14 protein-coding genes are annotated in these 14,524 nt (G+C 37.0%); 8 read left to right on the top strand and 6 right to left on the bottom strand.

Going from position 1 to position 14,524, the window contains the following annotated elements; translation table 11 throughout:
- Positions 1 to 79 precede the first annotated feature (79 nt).
- From ACFFUE_RS02420 to ACFFUE_RS02410, 3 genes are all read right to left on the bottom strand, one after another.
- Positions 80 to 724, bottom strand: coding sequence for an NAD(P)H-binding protein (locus ACFFUE_RS02420; RefSeq protein WP_376832513.1), 645 nt, complete (start codon positions 722 to 724; stop codon positions 80 to 82).
- 412 nt (positions 725 to 1,136) lie between these two features.
- A complete protein-coding gene (locus ACFFUE_RS02415) occupies positions 1,137 to 1,553 on the bottom strand; it encodes a hypothetical protein (protein WP_376832511.1) in 417 nt (138 codons plus the stop codon).
- A 159-nt stretch (positions 1,554 to 1,712) separates the two neighbouring features.
- On the bottom strand, positions 1,713 to 2,816 hold the full coding sequence (locus tag ACFFUE_RS02410; protein ID WP_376832509.1) for an MBL fold metallo-hydrolase: 1,104 nt from the start codon (positions 2,814 to 2,816) through the stop codon (positions 1,713 to 1,715).
- Between the two features lie 356 nt (positions 2,817 to 3,172).
- Between ACFFUE_RS02410 and ACFFUE_RS02405 the strand changes: the two genes are divergently transcribed.
- The 4 genes from ACFFUE_RS02405 (at position 3,173) to ACFFUE_RS02390 (ending at position 4,763) form a co-directional block, all read left to right on the top strand.
- Positions 3,173 to 3,394: a hypothetical protein gene (locus tag ACFFUE_RS02405; protein WP_376832506.1), complete on the top strand. Its 222-nt coding sequence runs from the start codon at positions 3,173 to 3,175 to the stop codon at positions 3,392 to 3,394.
- A 154-nt stretch (positions 3,395 to 3,548) separates the two neighbouring features.
- Positions 3,549 to 3,725, top strand: coding sequence for a hypothetical protein (locus ACFFUE_RS02400; RefSeq protein ID WP_376832504.1), 177 nt, complete (start codon positions 3,549 to 3,551; stop codon positions 3,723 to 3,725).
- Positions 3,726 to 3,761: 36 nt separating this feature from the next.
- Positions 3,762 to 4,022 (top strand): DUF5053 domain-containing protein, encoded by a 261-nt coding sequence (locus tag ACFFUE_RS02395; protein WP_376832502.1) that lies wholly within the window; start codon positions 3,762 to 3,764, stop codon positions 4,020 to 4,022.
- 102 nt (positions 4,023 to 4,124) lie between these two features.
- Positions 4,125 to 4,763 carry an exonuclease domain-containing protein gene (locus tag ACFFUE_RS02390; protein WP_376832500.1) on the top strand — a complete coding sequence of 213 codons (639 nt, stop codon included), beginning with the start codon at positions 4,125 to 4,127 and terminating at the stop codon, positions 4,761 to 4,763.
- Here ACFFUE_RS02390 and ACFFUE_RS02385 read toward each other — a convergent pair.
- Positions 4,760 to 5,395, bottom strand: coding sequence for an IS30 family transposase (locus ACFFUE_RS02385; RefSeq protein WP_376832572.1), 636 nt, complete (start codon positions 5,393 to 5,395; stop codon positions 4,760 to 4,762). The two genes, ACFFUE_RS02390 and ACFFUE_RS02385, sit on opposite strands and share 4 nt — an antisense overlap.
- A gap of 136 nt (positions 5,396 to 5,531) precedes the next feature.
- Between ACFFUE_RS02385 and hisS the strand changes: the two genes are divergently transcribed.
- Positions 5,532 to 6,881 (top strand): histidine--tRNA ligase, encoded by a 1,350-nt coding sequence (gene hisS, locus ACFFUE_RS02380; protein ID WP_376832498.1) that lies wholly within the window; start codon positions 5,532 to 5,534, stop codon positions 6,879 to 6,881.
- 93 nt (positions 6,882 to 6,974) lie between these two features.
- Here hisS and ACFFUE_RS02375 read toward each other — a convergent pair whose 3' ends face one another.
- Together ACFFUE_RS02375 and ACFFUE_RS02370 are read right to left on the bottom strand one after the other, a co-directional pair.
- Positions 6,975 to 7,271, bottom strand: a complete 297-nt coding sequence (locus tag ACFFUE_RS02375; RefSeq protein ID WP_376832496.1) for a YtxH domain-containing protein — start codon at positions 7,269 to 7,271, stop codon at positions 6,975 to 6,977.
- 138 nt (positions 7,272 to 7,409) lie between these two features.
- On the bottom strand, positions 7,410 to 8,447 hold the full coding sequence (locus tag ACFFUE_RS02370; RefSeq protein WP_376832494.1) for a PLP-dependent cysteine synthase family protein: 1,038 nt from the start codon (positions 8,445 to 8,447) through the stop codon (positions 7,410 to 7,412).
- 199 nt (positions 8,448 to 8,646) lie between these two features.
- Between ACFFUE_RS02370 and ACFFUE_RS02365 the strand changes: the two genes are divergently transcribed.
- From ACFFUE_RS02365 to kdsA, 3 genes are read left to right on the top strand one after another with little or no spacing between them, the layout of a single operon-like run.
- Entirely contained in the window at positions 8,647 to 12,132 is a 3,486-nt protein-coding gene (locus tag ACFFUE_RS02365; protein WP_376832492.1) for a glycosyltransferase family 117 protein, read from the top strand.
- 54 nt (positions 12,133 to 12,186) lie between these two features.
- Entirely contained in the window at positions 12,187 to 13,677 is a 1,491-nt protein-coding gene (locus ACFFUE_RS02360) for a DUF8728 domain-containing protein (RefSeq protein ID WP_376832490.1), read from the top strand.
- Positions 13,678 to 13,707: 30 nt separating this feature from the next.
- Positions 13,708 to 14,517: a 3-deoxy-8-phosphooctulonate synthase gene (gene kdsA / locus ACFFUE_RS02355; RefSeq protein WP_376832488.1), complete on the top strand. Its 810-nt coding sequence runs from the start codon at positions 13,708 to 13,710 to the stop codon at positions 14,515 to 14,517.
- The last annotated feature ends 7 nt before the right edge of the window (positions 14,518 to 14,524 follow it).

Here is a 14,524-nt window from a genome sequence, read left to right as displayed (position 1 = left end):
ACATATCGGTTAGTTATATTTTCGGATTTTTAGGTTTATTGCTTGAATGAAAAACAATTAAAACTCCAATCCTCAAAAATCACTTTTTCAAAATCTCGTCTATCTCTTTTCGGGTGAAGTGAAGGGTGTTGTTAGGCTGTTTGGCTACTAGTAGCATTGCTTGGGCGAGTTGCTCGGTGGGTAGTGGTTTTTGTGAGGCGAAAAGTCCGAATTTGTTGAGGAATTGAAGTACTTTTACTCCGATGTTTTCCCCTGCTAGGTCGCTGTTTTTGCGAATGAGGGTTGGAGGGTTGAAGATGGTCAAGTGTTCAAAGTGGAGTGTTTTTACGGCGTCTTCTAGTGCTCCTTTCATTTTCATATAGAAAAACCGCGATTGGGAATCGGCACCGGTAGAAGATACCAAAACATAATGCTTTATGGCGTTGTCTTTAGCTGCTTTGGCAAATTGGTATTGGTAGTCGTAGTCTATTTTCCATTGGGCTTGTTGGCTTCCTGCTGCTTTTAGGGTGGTGCCTAGGCAGGAGAATAGTACATCGCCTGTTACTAGGTGTTTCCAGGCTTCGGGCTCATCAAAATCAATGATGTGTGTGGTGAGTTTTGGGTGCTGTATGCTGATGGGCTTTCGCACGAAAATAGTCACTTGCGTAAAGGTATCGTCTTTTAGGATTTGTTGGAGTAGGTCTTTTCCGGTAGCGCCTGTGGCTCCTATTATAATTGCGTTCATAATTTCTTCTTTTGTCAAAAATTAAAATTCTATGTGTTTCATTTCCCTTGTTCTTATGGCTTGTATTTAGTTTTATTCAACTCGGCAGACTGGGATTTGACGAGCTAATACTAAACAAAAGCCATTTATCAAACAAATTCAGCTATCACTACTATACTACTATATCATTAAAGCCAAGATAAATCCCATTTGAATCATTAACATTAGTTTTAATAAAGGTATCTCTAATATTTTCCTATAAAACTGAATCAGTTCTTTCGCATGCTCAGAAAAAATATTTGTGCAGTAGTTCCTGTTATCATCTTTTCACCATCCCATAATCATTTCTCATCGCCTAATATCCCTAAAATTACTTCCCAAATTCAAATATGACTTTTACGCCGAATACATGTTATACCGATTATTTTAGTGGTTAAATTAACCTTTTTAGAGTTGTATCCGAAATTTTATCATTTTGTTTCAGCAAGTCTCGTCTCATTAAGTTTAGTAAAGATAAATATCTATCAAATTTCTCTTTTGCTTGACCTTCTGTTTGTCCATTATTCGTGAAATTAATATCTCCAATATCTGCTAGCTCTCTAATGATTGGCTCAGTAGAAAATAATATAATTTCTTGTTTGACAGCTATTAACCGCAAACGCAGTTTTTCCCTATTTGCACGCTTACTTGTGGACTGAGAAACGATTACCATAAGTTCTTTATATATTCTAAGTTTTTCTAAAAATAGTTGATGTCTCAAATTTGAACGATGATTCAAAAATATAGAAACCACTGCTACTATTGTTGTTGTAATTACTGCTAATATAGAAATAATGTCTTCAAAATTCATAATCTCTCCTTAAATTTAATTTTTTTTCTTTTTCTATCAATTCTCTAATAATGTATTCTATCGTTTTTTCATACATTTTAGGCATTTTAAAACTCTTTACTTGCTTAATTTATTACAATGATTATACATAGCGTTTCTGCCCTTGTTTAAAAATCAAAATTATTTCCACCACTTTTCAAATGTTTGGTTTTCGTTATTTAAATCAACCACATCGCCGATTTTGGGCGTAAGCAAGCGGAAGTTTTCCTTTTGAGCATTTTGATAAAGAAGCTCCAAAGGCTCTCTCCAATCGTGTTTGGCGAGGGCAAATTTAGAATTGTGAACGCCCAATACGCGTTTTGGGTTCAGGTCTTTTATAGCTTGTGGAATTTGCTCTGGCAAGATGTGAATGTATGCCCAATCTTTGTCGTATTGTCCGTTTTCGAGGATTGCCAAATCGATGTTTGGAAATTGTTTTCCGATTTCTTTATAAAAAGTGTCATAACCGCTATCGCCACCGATGTAGATGGTTTTAGAAGGTGTTTCGAGCATAAACGATGCCCAAAGTGTTTTCTTTGGTTGGAGTCCTCTTCCGGAAAAATGCCGTGCAGGTAGGGCTGTGAGTTTGATATTACCGAATGAGGTTTGCTGGTTCCAATCAAGTTCTACGATGTTGTTTTCTGCAAATCCCCAATATTCAAAGTGCGAGCCAACGCCTAAGCCCGTAACCACTTTCCCGATGCGAGGTTTCAGTTGTTTGATGGTTTCGTAATCCAAATGGTCCCAATGGTCGTGCGTGATGATGAGGTAATCCACCGCAGGGATATCTTGTGGAAGATAGGCGTTTGAACCGTCAAACATCTTGTTGAAAAACGACACGGGCGACCCCGAAAGCAGTGTAGGGTCTATCAAAAAAGTTTTGCCGTCTATCTGCATAAAATAGCCCGAATGCCCCAGCCAAACCAATATATTTTCGTTTTTTGGAAGGTTTTTTAAATCGGTTTTCACGGTAGGGATTGGGGTTGCAGGTCGCAAATGGTCTATCTTGTCGGTGAAGAATTTGTACAACTGCACCACCATAGGTTTATCCGAAGTCAGTTGAGGGGTTTCGGAAAGGTTTTTAAATCCTCCGTCTTGATAGTTGGGAGATTTTTTGATGCGTTCTAATCGCTTACCAGAAGGATTTTTTCCGAATTGAGGTTGGTTGATAAACCATATACCCACTACTAAAATCAGGGCAACGATTGCTAAAAATAGATACATTGTTTTTCTTACTTTTTTCAAAATGGAATTTCTTTATTTTCAAGGGCAAAGGTAAGCTGTTTTTGGATATGAAAGTGATATGAATATACTTTTTGATTTTATCTTGATTTTTATTTTGATTAAACTTTCAATAAAAGTGAGATAATTTTAAACCCTAATGATGTGTTGGAAGATAATTTTCACTTTATTTTTCTTCGGGTTTCCTTGCAGTTTCCTTGCGGAATCCTTCCCAAAAATCGCATTTTTTGGGAAGACTTGGGAAGGATTCCCGAAGAACTCCCGAAGAAAGCCTCTAAAATATAGGGCAATTCAATAATTTTGAGAATAAATATTTTGAACTCACACAATTATATCCCGATAAACAAATCATTCCGATAATGTGGTTTATAGATGATTCACTTCGAAAAAACAGAAAATACTATCTTGCAGAAATGGAAAAAATGGCAAAAGATTATGATGAATTAATTAAGGAAGTTTTCAAAGATTTAGATTTTATCAATGTTTCTGGCCTAGAACCTTTTAGCGGACTAGATAAATCTAATATGAGTGCCTATATAAAAGGTACAAAAAAACTCTCAAAAAAAACTATGATAAAATAATTAAAGCCCTGCGAGAGGTAAAAAAAATAATGAACGAAAGAATAGCCTAATGCTATTCTTTTTTTATTTGAAAAAAAATCAAAAATAATTGATTAAAAACTTGTGTAATCAAAAAATGTTGATTATTTTTGTACCGTAATAAAAATCAAACAATATGCAAGCACAAGAAATTACAGCAGAAGAATGGCAGTTGATACAGACCATTCGAAATTACAGAAAAGCTTACCCTAACGGAGCTAGAATGTTAGAAAGTGAAATTCAAGATTTATTAGATGAATTGATGGACTTAGATTACAGAGAACAAGTAAACGAGGAAAGCAAAGAAAATTAACAAATCCCCTCTACGGAGGGGTTAAAACAAAGTATTATGGAAATAACAACGAAAAAACAAGAAGAAAAACTCACGATGAAACAACAACTTTGGGACATCATTGTGGAAGTGTCTTGGGGGCAAATATCCGAGCAGTATTTTAAAAAAAGCCGTTCGTGGCTCTCAAAAAAAATGAGTGGCAAAGGCTTTAATGGTGAGCCTAATGCAGATTTTACCCCAGAAGAAAAAGAAATTTTAAAGGGAGCTTTAGTAGATTTATCCGAAAGGATTAAAAAAGCAGCCTACAATATTCAGTAATCCATATTGCTGATTTTTATTACACCCCCGCCCCGCCATTAGGTGGGGCTTTTCTATTTCCTTTATTTTCTGTAAATTCGTAGCGAACAGAAAACCATAAAAGTGGACTTTATATTCATTGATTTTGAGACCGCTACTGCCAAGCGTAGTTCTCCTTGTGCATTAGGCATTTGCATAGTGAGAGATAATAAAATTGTGGAACGAAAAGAGTGGCTTATACAGCCACCTAACAACGAGTATAATGTTATAAATTCCAGAATTCACGGCATTACAGCTGATAAAACAATAAATTCTCCTACTTTTCCAGAAATCTGGGATGAAATTAATAACATCCTAAAAGGTAATTATATTATTGCTCATAACGGAATAAACTTTGATTTTTCCGTACTTACAAAAACTCTTGAACATTATAATTTACCTTTCTCCGTTTCCGACTACTATTTCGTGGATACACTTTCCATTTTTAGCTATAGAATACCAAATCTAAAGACTAAAAAACTTAAAGAAATTTGTGAAAAATATGAGGTAAACTATTGTAGCAAAGAGAGCCACAACGCTTTGTATGATGCTACTGTATTAGCAGAAGTCTGCATAAAGGCTGAAATAGATTTATCCCTATACTCTACTATTATTTTCCCTTCAAGTAATGCTCCCAAATCCAGAAGTAAAAAGAATTTTGATAGTCTAAGGGAAAGAAAAATAGATTCTTCGGCAGATTCAACCCCCAAGTGCAATTTTTAGATTACAAATTTATAGAATAAACTTTTAGGTTCCTCAAAATTCAATGTTAATCTAGGTCTACGGTTAATTTTATGTTGTATTTCTTTTATTGTTTCTTTATTAACTTTCTCAAAATAAGTGTCTTTCGGAATATATTGCCGAATAAGTCCATTGGTATTTTCATTCAATCCTCGCTCCCAAGAACAATACGGATTGGCAAAATAAAAATCACACTCTAATTTTTTACTAATATACTGATGTTCATAAAACTCCAATCCATTATCGCTTGTAATGGTTTTTACAAAATCTTTATAAGGAAGCAAAGCCTCTACCATCGCTTGGGCTAAATTTTTGGCGTTTTTACTACTTAACTTCCTCATTATTAAAAATTTTGTCTTTCTTTCTACGATGGTCAAAATCGCTTCTTTATGTTCTGCCCCGACGATTAAATCTACTTCAAAATGACCAAATTCTTCATTGCTTAAAACAATTTCTGGACGCAAATCAATGCTTTTTTTATTTTTAATCACCTCGCGTTTGCCTGATACAGGGCGTTTTCTATGCTTGAGTTGATGGCGAAGATTTTGGTACAAATTTCCCCCTTCTTTCTTGTCTTTTCGGATGTATTGATAAATCCTTTCAACACTTACAATATTGATATTGTGTCTTCCTAAATTCCATTAGTAAGTGCAATTTTTTTTGGATAGATTTGCTCTCCTTTGAAGGTGAGGTGTTTTTTAACTTAATGATAAAATCCTTACTTTTGTGTTTCATAAATTTTAAAGTTCGATGAAACCAAGTTTAGCCAAAGGAACCAGAGATTTTACCGCAGAGGAGGTGGTGAAAAGACGCTATATTATTCAAGTTTTGCAACGCCATTTTGAGTTGTTCGGTTTTCAGCCATTAGAGACGCCAAGTTTTGAGAATCTTTCTACCCTTACGGGAAAGTACGGCGAGGAGGGCGACCGATTGATTTTTAAAATCTTAAATTCTGGTGATTTTACAGCCAAGGTGAATGATGACAATTGGCAAGCCAAAGAGGTGCAGAAGCTTACGCCTCAGATTTCAGAAAAGGCATTGAGATATGACCTTACGGTGCCTTTTGCCAGATTTGTTGCAATGAACCACGGACAGCTGAGCTTTCCATTCAAGCGTTATCAGATTCAGCCTGTTTGGCGTGCAGACCGTCCGCAGAAAGGGCGTTTCAGAGAGTTTTATCAGTGTGATGCAGATGTGGTGGGGAGCGAAAGCCTTTGGCAAGAGGTAGAGTTGGTGCAGCTTTATACCCAATCTTTTTCAGAATTGGGAATTGAAGTGAATGTCCATATCAACAATAGGAAAATTCTTTCAGGCTTGGCAGAATATGCGGGGATTTCGGAGCAGTTAATAGATTTTACCGTGGCGTTGGATAAATTGGATAAAATAGGAAAAGATGGCGTGATAAAGGAGATGAAGGAAAAAGGCATTTCCGATAAAGCTATACAAAAAGTGGATTTCCTCTTTGATGCTAATCAAAATATAGAAACGGTTTTAGCCATATTAAAAGAACGATTTTCCGAGATTGAAATAGGGAAAAAAGGTGTGGAAGAGCTGGAATTTGTAGTTAAAACCTGCCAATCCTTGGGCGTTCAAAATTTGGTGTTTGATATTACTTTGGCAAGAGGGCTAGACTACTATACGGGAGCCATCTTTGAAGTGAAAGCCAAGAATGTAGAGATGGGGTCTATAGGTGGTGGTGGAAGATATGATAATCTAACGGAAGTCTTTGGGGTAAAAAATATCCCAGGTATCGGGATTTCATTTGGGTTGGATAGAATCTACTTGGTGATGGAAGAGCTGGATTTGTTCCCGAAAAATACACATTCTGGAGTGCAATATTTATTTGCTAATTATGGAGAAAACGAAGCGTTAGAAGCAACCAAGTTGATTTCAAAATTAAGAGAAAAAGGCATCGCTAGTGAGCTTTATCCAGAAAATGCTAAACTGAAAAAGCAATTTACCTACGCTGAGAAAAAAGGAATTCCTTATCTTATTTTTTATGGTGAACAAGAGATTGCAGAGAAGAATATCACCGTTAAGAATTTAGAAAAAGGAGAGCAAGAAACTATTGCTATTGAGGATTTTCTGAATCGGTTTTAGCAAGTGAATAAAATAAAAAAGGTAAGCCCAATGGTTTACCTTTTTTATTGAATGTGAAATTTTAAACTTTATTTATATGAAATGGGGCTAAATCTACGCTTGTTGAATTTCTTCTTTCAAGTTTTTAGCTTCATTCTCTACTTTGGTAGCAACATCTTGTGCTTTGTTTTCCGCCTTTTGAGTAAATTCTTTGGCTTTGCTTTCTACCTGTGATGCCACTTCATTGGCTTTTCTTTTTAAGTCGTTACCTAGTTTGGTAACATTATCCTTAGCCGCGTTAATCTGGTCTTTTACTTTTTGTTTTTCTTCTGGAGTGGAGTTTCTATACTTCCAATATGCTAAAGCTCCTAATCCTAAAAGAGCTAATAATCCATTTCTTTTTGTGCTCATAATATTAAATTTTGTTGTTTTAGTATATGTAAAATGCGTGCCAAAATAGGAATGGAATTATTAAAAATTTGTTAAAAAAAAGATTATCGTTGAAAAATCAAGCGATAATCTCTTTTGTTTTTTTATGTTTTTAAGAAGCTATTTTACATATTCTGTTTTGGAGAGTAAGTCATAGCTGTGGATATCATCATTGGTAAAGCCTTGTTCTGCCATCCAATCATCACTATACACTTTGCTGATGTATCGGGAGCCGTGGTCTGGGAAGATGAGCACCACCACATCATTTTCTGATAGTGGGTTAGCCTCTGCATATTGCAATAATCCTTGTGTAACAGCACCTGTGGTATAGCCTCCCATTATAGCCTCTTTTAGGGCGATTTCTCTAGTTCGGTAGGCTGCTTGTTCATCATTCACTCTTACAAACTCATCCATTTGGTCAAAAAGGAGAGCGGAAGGGATTAAGTTTTTGCCCATTCCCTCAATCTGATAAGGGTGAATATCTTCTTTATTGATTTTCCCTGTATCAAAGTATCCTTTCAATATAGAGCCATCTGCGTCCACGCCAATCACTTTGATGTTAGGATTTTTTTCTTTCAGATATTTTGCAGAGCCAGATAGCGTACCTCCTGTCCCTGTACAAGCCAAAAGGTGGGTAACTTTTCCTTCGGTTTGTTCCCAAATTTCTTTACCTGTAGTTTGATAATGAGCCTCGGTGTTGAGTTCATTAAAATATTGGTTGATATAGACAGAATTAGGCGTTTCGGCTGCAATTCTTTTGGCAACTTCATAGTAAGACCTTGGGTCATCTGCTGCCACATTAGCAGGGCATACATAGACTTTTGCTCCTAGAGCTTTCAGGTAAGCTATTTTTTCGGGTTTAGTCTTATCGCTCACAGCAAGGATGCACTGGTAGCCTTTCACTATGGCGACCATTGCCACAGAAAACCCCGTGTTACCAGAGGTGGTCTCTACAATTACAGATTCAGGGGTAAGGATGCCTTTTTTCTCGGCGTTTTCTATGATATATTTAGCGATTCTATCTTTTGCAGAATGTCCTGGATTGCAAGATTCCAACTTAGCATACACCGTCGCTGGGATATTGGCAGTAACTTGATTAAGCTTTACCAAGGGCGTATTACCAATCAGTTCCAGAATATTGTTGTAAACATTTGCCATTTTTTACTTAAAATTTTCAAAAAAAATATCCGCAAAGGTACAACTTTTTTTGGCTCCATCATCTTTTATAGAAAATGGATGGTAGATAATGATTAATGTCATTGTTTTTTGTTGGGAAAAAGGCATCGGTAAGGGTGTAGTTTTAAATCAGTTTTAGAATTGAATTAAAAGTCTTATTTTCGCAATATTAAATAATTGTATGAAAAATTGGACATTTAAGACTTGGAATACCATTTTAGGTTGGGTATTGTTTGCCATCTCATTTGTAATATATCTCTCTACCATAGAGCGAAAATTTAGTTTTTGGGATACGGGAGAGTACATTTCTTCGGCTGTGAAACTGGAAGTTACCCACGCACCGGGGGCAGCGTTGTTTCAGCTCGTAGGAGCTGTGGCAGCAATGTTTGCTTTTGGCAATGAAGGCAATTATGGTTTGGTGATTAATGCGATGTCGGCTTTATTTTCCGCCTTCACCATTTTGTTTTTATTCTGGACCATCACCCATCTGATACGCAGATTGCTCAATAAAGATTTTGAGGAGATAACGGCACATCAAGAAATTGCCATACTTTTTTCTGGAGCTATAGGGGCTTTGGCTTTTGCTTTTTCTGATACTTTTTGGTTTTCAGCGGTAGAAGGCGAGGTATATTCTATGGCATCTATGTTTATAGCGATGGTGCTTTGGTTCATTACCAAATGGGAAAATGAATACCAAGAAAAAGGCAACGAACGCTGGCTAATTCTAATTTTCTTTGCCACAGGTTTAGGCGTAGGGGTGCATATGATGTGTATGCTGGTAATTCCTGCGGTATGTCTTATTTATTATGCAAGAAATTATCAGTTTACTTGGAAAAACTTTGCGATAGCCAACTTGGCAACTTTGGGCGTTTTGATTTTTGTGTTCAAAATGATTTTCCCGTTGATTATGACAATGTTTGGCAAGATAGAAATTTTTGCTGTCAATGGCATAGGCTTACCATTTCACTCTGGAACGGTCATCGCCTTTATCCTTTTGGTGGCAGGTTGCTATTTTATGATAAGATGGGCAAGGCAGCAGGCTAAGAAAGTTTATCAGACGGCTGCACTTTCTATCGTGTTTATGATCATCGGTTTTGGCTGTTGGTTGGTGATTCCTATCCGTGCCAATGCCAATCCTCCAATGAATTTGAATAATCCCGATACCGCCATTGGAATGTTAGATTATTACAACCGAGAGCAGTATGGCGATTGGCCTACCATCTATGGACAAAACTATACCGCATCTTTGGATTTTAATGGAATGGAAAAAAATGAAGACGGCTCATATAAGCAAGAGAAGAAAGGAGATGAATATGAAAAAGATGAAAAAACAGGGACTTACAAAAAAGTAGGAGATCGTTTTCGATATGTTTATAATAAAGAGCATATCAGCTTCTTGCCAAGAATGTTCAATGATGATAAAGATGTAATGGCAAACTACATCTCAATGTATGGAGCACCAGATTTTACATTCAATTTTGATAATCCCGATGTGGCAGACAACCCAGAAGCAATGAAAGTCTTTGATGAACTAAAGGCAAAATACGAAGATGGAAGCATCAAGGTAGATGATTATCTGCAAGTGAAAAACTATGATTTAATCAAAGTGCAGCGTCCTTCCTTAATGCAGAATTTGGATTACTTTATCTCTTTTCAAAATGGCTATTACTTTGTGCGTTATCTGATGTGGAATTTTGTGGGAAGACAAAACGACTTGGAAGGGCATATGGAAAACACACGAGGCAATTGGATTTCGGGGATTCCTTTTGTGGATAATGCACTTTGGGGCAACCAAGATGAATTGCCCGCAAAGTATAACAATACCAGCACGGTAAAATTCTTCTTCTTACCATTACTATTAGGACTATTGGGACTGTACTTCCAGATGAATAGAGATTTTGGAAGATTTTATGCCATTTTATCCCTGTTTGTTTTAACCAGTGTGGGGATTATTTTCTACACAGGGGTGAAACCTTTTGAGCCAAGAGAAAGAGATTATGCAATGGTAGGCTCGTTTTATGCTTTTGCAATATGGATAGGCTTGGGAGCCGCAGCTATTCTCTGGTGGCTTCAGTCTAAAGTGAAGTCTAATGCTGCCAATATCGCTTTCGGAGTTGTTTTATTAGGCATTCCTTTGATGATGGGCTTTCAAAACTACAATCCGCACGATAGAAGTGGCAGAACTGCGGCTTATGACTACGCTTATTCTGTGCTAAACACTTTGCCTAAAAACGCCTTACTTTTTGTATATGGGGATAATGATACCTATCCTACTTGGGCTATCCAAGAGACAGAGCGTTTTAGAGATGATGTAAAGGTGATTAATTTTACCTTGTTTTCTACCGCTTGGAACATAGACCAAGTGAAACGAAGAACTTATAATGCAATGCCTATTCCTTCAGCTTTGAATCACGAGGATTATGGCAATGGCGTGAACGACCAAGTGTATCTGATGTCACCAGAGCAATGGCAACAGCTATTCGGTTCTTTGGAAGCACAAGGGATTTCTTCAGCGGCGTTGGCAGAGTTTAAGCCTTATCTTACTCAGGATTCTATGACGGTGCAGCAGGCGGTTAATTTCTTGAAGAAGAAATCCGAGGCGAAAGATGCCGTATTGAAAACACTTTTTGGAGAATCTAAGTATGAGAGATTCAATTTCTTGCCGGTTTCCAAATTCATCATTCCTGTGAATAAAGCCAATGCTGTAAAAGCAGGGATTCTAAAGGCTGAAGATGTGGCAAAGGCAGAAAATCAAATCGTGGTAGATTACAAGCGTCAGTCTATGTTTAAAAGTAATATGATGCTGATGGATATTTTGGCGAATTTTAATTGGGAAAGAGCCATCAACTTCTCTTCGGGAGGTATCTATGACCCTGAAAATATTTTCTATCTGAATGATTATCTTCAGTATGATGGATTTAGCTATAAACTGGTTCCGATAAAAACGATGGAAGATGAGAATAGCGATATGGGAAGGGTAGATGCTATGAGCCTTTATCATACGGTGAAAAACTATAAGTGGGGCAATTTTAAAGACCTGAATGTCCACTTTGATGAAACCTGTACCTCCAACATCATCAGCTATAGAGGAGCGGCAAGCCGTGCAGCTGAGGCTTTAATCCAGAAAGGGGAAAGAGCAAAAGCCATTGAGATTTTGGATTTAGCATCAAGGGAAATTCCTGTAGCTAAGTACAATGACCCTCGCTCTCTAAGTGCTATGGTGTACGCTTATATCCTTGCAGGGCAGGAGCAGAAAGGATTACAACTGGCAGAAGAACTGAAAAAAGGCATCTTTACAGAGTACGATTATTATGCAAAATTGCCGCAGAAGGAGCAGGTTTTTGTGCGTAAAGAAATGCGTATAAAACCATTGGAATATTCTATGGTAGTAGGAGCGGTGAGCAATGCTTATGAGAAGCTGGGTAAGAAAGAGCAGGGGTATGATTATGTGGTGAGTGCCATTACGCCATTAGATAAGCGTTACAATGCCTTTATCAAAAATTTGGAAGCGATGGGCAAGGAGAAAGCTTATAAAGAAGCAGATAAAATACAGAACATTGTACCATTTTACCACTATATTTTTGATGTAATGGCACCTTACGATTCCACCTATGGAGCAGAAAAACTGAAACAAATAGAAACCCAAATAATGAGAATAACGCAGTAAGATAGTAGCCATTTTACTGAGCATAAGTATAATATAGAATAGAACATTAGATAGATGAAAAAAGAAAATAGTTTGATGAAGTTACCCATCTATGCGGTGATATTCACAGTGGTATTTAAGCTGGTGTTTTTACTCACGCACCACATTCAGGAAGATGCCTTTATCACTTGGCGTGTAGCACAGAATCTTTTAGACTATGGTGTGATAGGCTTCAATGGTGATACCAAAATATCAGCGTCCACCACACATTTATATGTTTTTGTTTCGTATTTATTCAATTTGATTTTTGGGAAAGAATATTTCATCTATCCTATTCTGATATTCAATTCCCTATTGTTTACTTTGGGGAGTTATTTTCTATCCAAATTGGTTTTAAAGACCCCTGTGCATCAGGCTTTATTGATTTTCTTATTCGGAATTTTACCACCTGCCATTAAGATTTCTATTTTAGGAATGGAATATGGTATTTTATTCTTCCTTGAAATGAGTTTATTATACTTTGGCTTTGCACAAAGGAAACAATGGGCTTTAATCATCTTACCCATTCTCATTCTCTTTACGAGAATAGATACGGCGATATTCCTTGGCATTGTATTCTTGGTAGATTTGGTTTGGAATAAGAAACTCAATTGGAGCTATATTCTTGGTGGGGTCTTAGGCGTTGTCGTTGTATTGAGTTTTAATTGGTTTTACTTTCACGAGGTGGTGAATAATACCATTGTGGCGAAGAAAACTACTTACGATGCTACTTATACCTTTCAGCAGAATGTAGATGCTTTCTTATCCAATTTAGGAAACTATTGGGGAATGCTCAAGCTGCCAGGGAGCTTCAATCCTTACACTATTTTAGTCCTTACTTTTGAGTTGGTATGCTTCGTTTTTCTAGTGAGGCAAAAGGAAGAACGCAATATCTACCTTTATATGATTTTCATCTTCGCTTGGGTGAAGCAATTCATTTTCCTTTCCCAGAGAAGCTACTTTGATTGGTACTATTGGGTGCCTCAGATTCTATTATTCGTGCCAGTTTTGGTATTCATCTTAGAGCAAAAAGAGAAAAGGAACCTTTGGCTATCTTTGCTAATGGTATTCTATATCTTGCCAATGCTAGCTTTCCAGACGGTACACTCCATAGCCACAGGTAATGGTGAGTGGAACTACCGTAGGAGTATAGGATTGTTTCTTAATCAATATGAAAAAGATAAAAACCAATGGATTTTATTAGAGCCAGCAGGCTATGTTCCGTATTATTCTCAGCTGAAAACCATAGATGAAGTAGGATTGGTAGATAAGGCAATACAAGCAGAAATAAAGAAAGATAAACCCAACTACTGGATTAACACAGTGAAGACTAGGAAGCCTAAATATCTGCTCTCTTATAGAGATTTATATCAAGGGGAAAATGCCCAGTACTATAAAACACATTATAAACTCTTAAAAGAATATAGAATAGACCAGCATCTGGAAAGTGATAACAAAATTTTAGAAAAAATATACAAAATAAAACCATCTGGAACAGATTATAACCTTTATGAAAGGGTGAGATAGCAATGTTTAACGATAAAATACAAACCCAAAATGATACAGCATTTAGATAATATTCAATATAAAGACTCCCAAAACTTTTTTCTAGTGGCAGGGCCTTGTGCCATTGAAGATGAAGCAATGGCAATGCAGATTGCAGAAACTATTGTGAAGCTTTCGGATAAATATAAAATCCCTTACATTTTCAAGGGAAGTTTTAAGAAAGCCAATCGTTCCCGAGTGGATTCTTTTACAGGGATTGGGGATGAAAAAGCTTTAGAAATCTTAAGGAAAGTAGGGGAGACCTTCGGTATTCCTACTACTACCGATATCCACGAAAACGAACACGCTGCCTTGGCGGCTCAGTTTGTAGATGTATTGCAAATCCCTGCGTTTCTGGTTCGCCAGACCGATTTGCTGGTTGCCGCTGCCAAAACTAATAAATGTGTAACTTTGAAGAAAGGACAATTTCTCTCCCCTGAAGCAATGAAGTTTGCCGTACAAAAGGTTTTAGATTCAGGGAATGATAAAGTTGCCATCATCGAGAGGGGGAACTCCTTTGGGTACACAGATTTGGTGGTGGATTTCCGTGGTATTCCTACAATGCAGCAGTATGCCCCTGTAATCCTAGATGTTACCCACTCTCTACAGCAGCCTAACCAAGAAAGTGGCGTTACAGGAGGTAAACCTCAGTTGATTGAGACAATTGCCAAAGCAGGTATTGCAGTAGGAGCAGATGGATTGTTTATAGAAACGCACCCTAATCCATCAGAAGCTAAGTCTGATGGTGCTAATATGTTGCCATTGGCACAATTAGATGCTTTGTTAGAAAAACTAACAAGGATAAGAGAAGCAATCATATAGTTAAAGT

The sequence above is a fragment of the Bergeyella porcorum genome (assembly GCF_042427575.1).
Taxonomy (GTDB): Bacteria; Bacteroidota; Bacteroidia; order Flavobacteriales; family Weeksellaceae; genus Bergeyella; species Bergeyella porcorum.
Note: the sequence above shows the minus strand (reverse complement) of the source record. Positions and strands in the feature narration are given on the sequence as shown.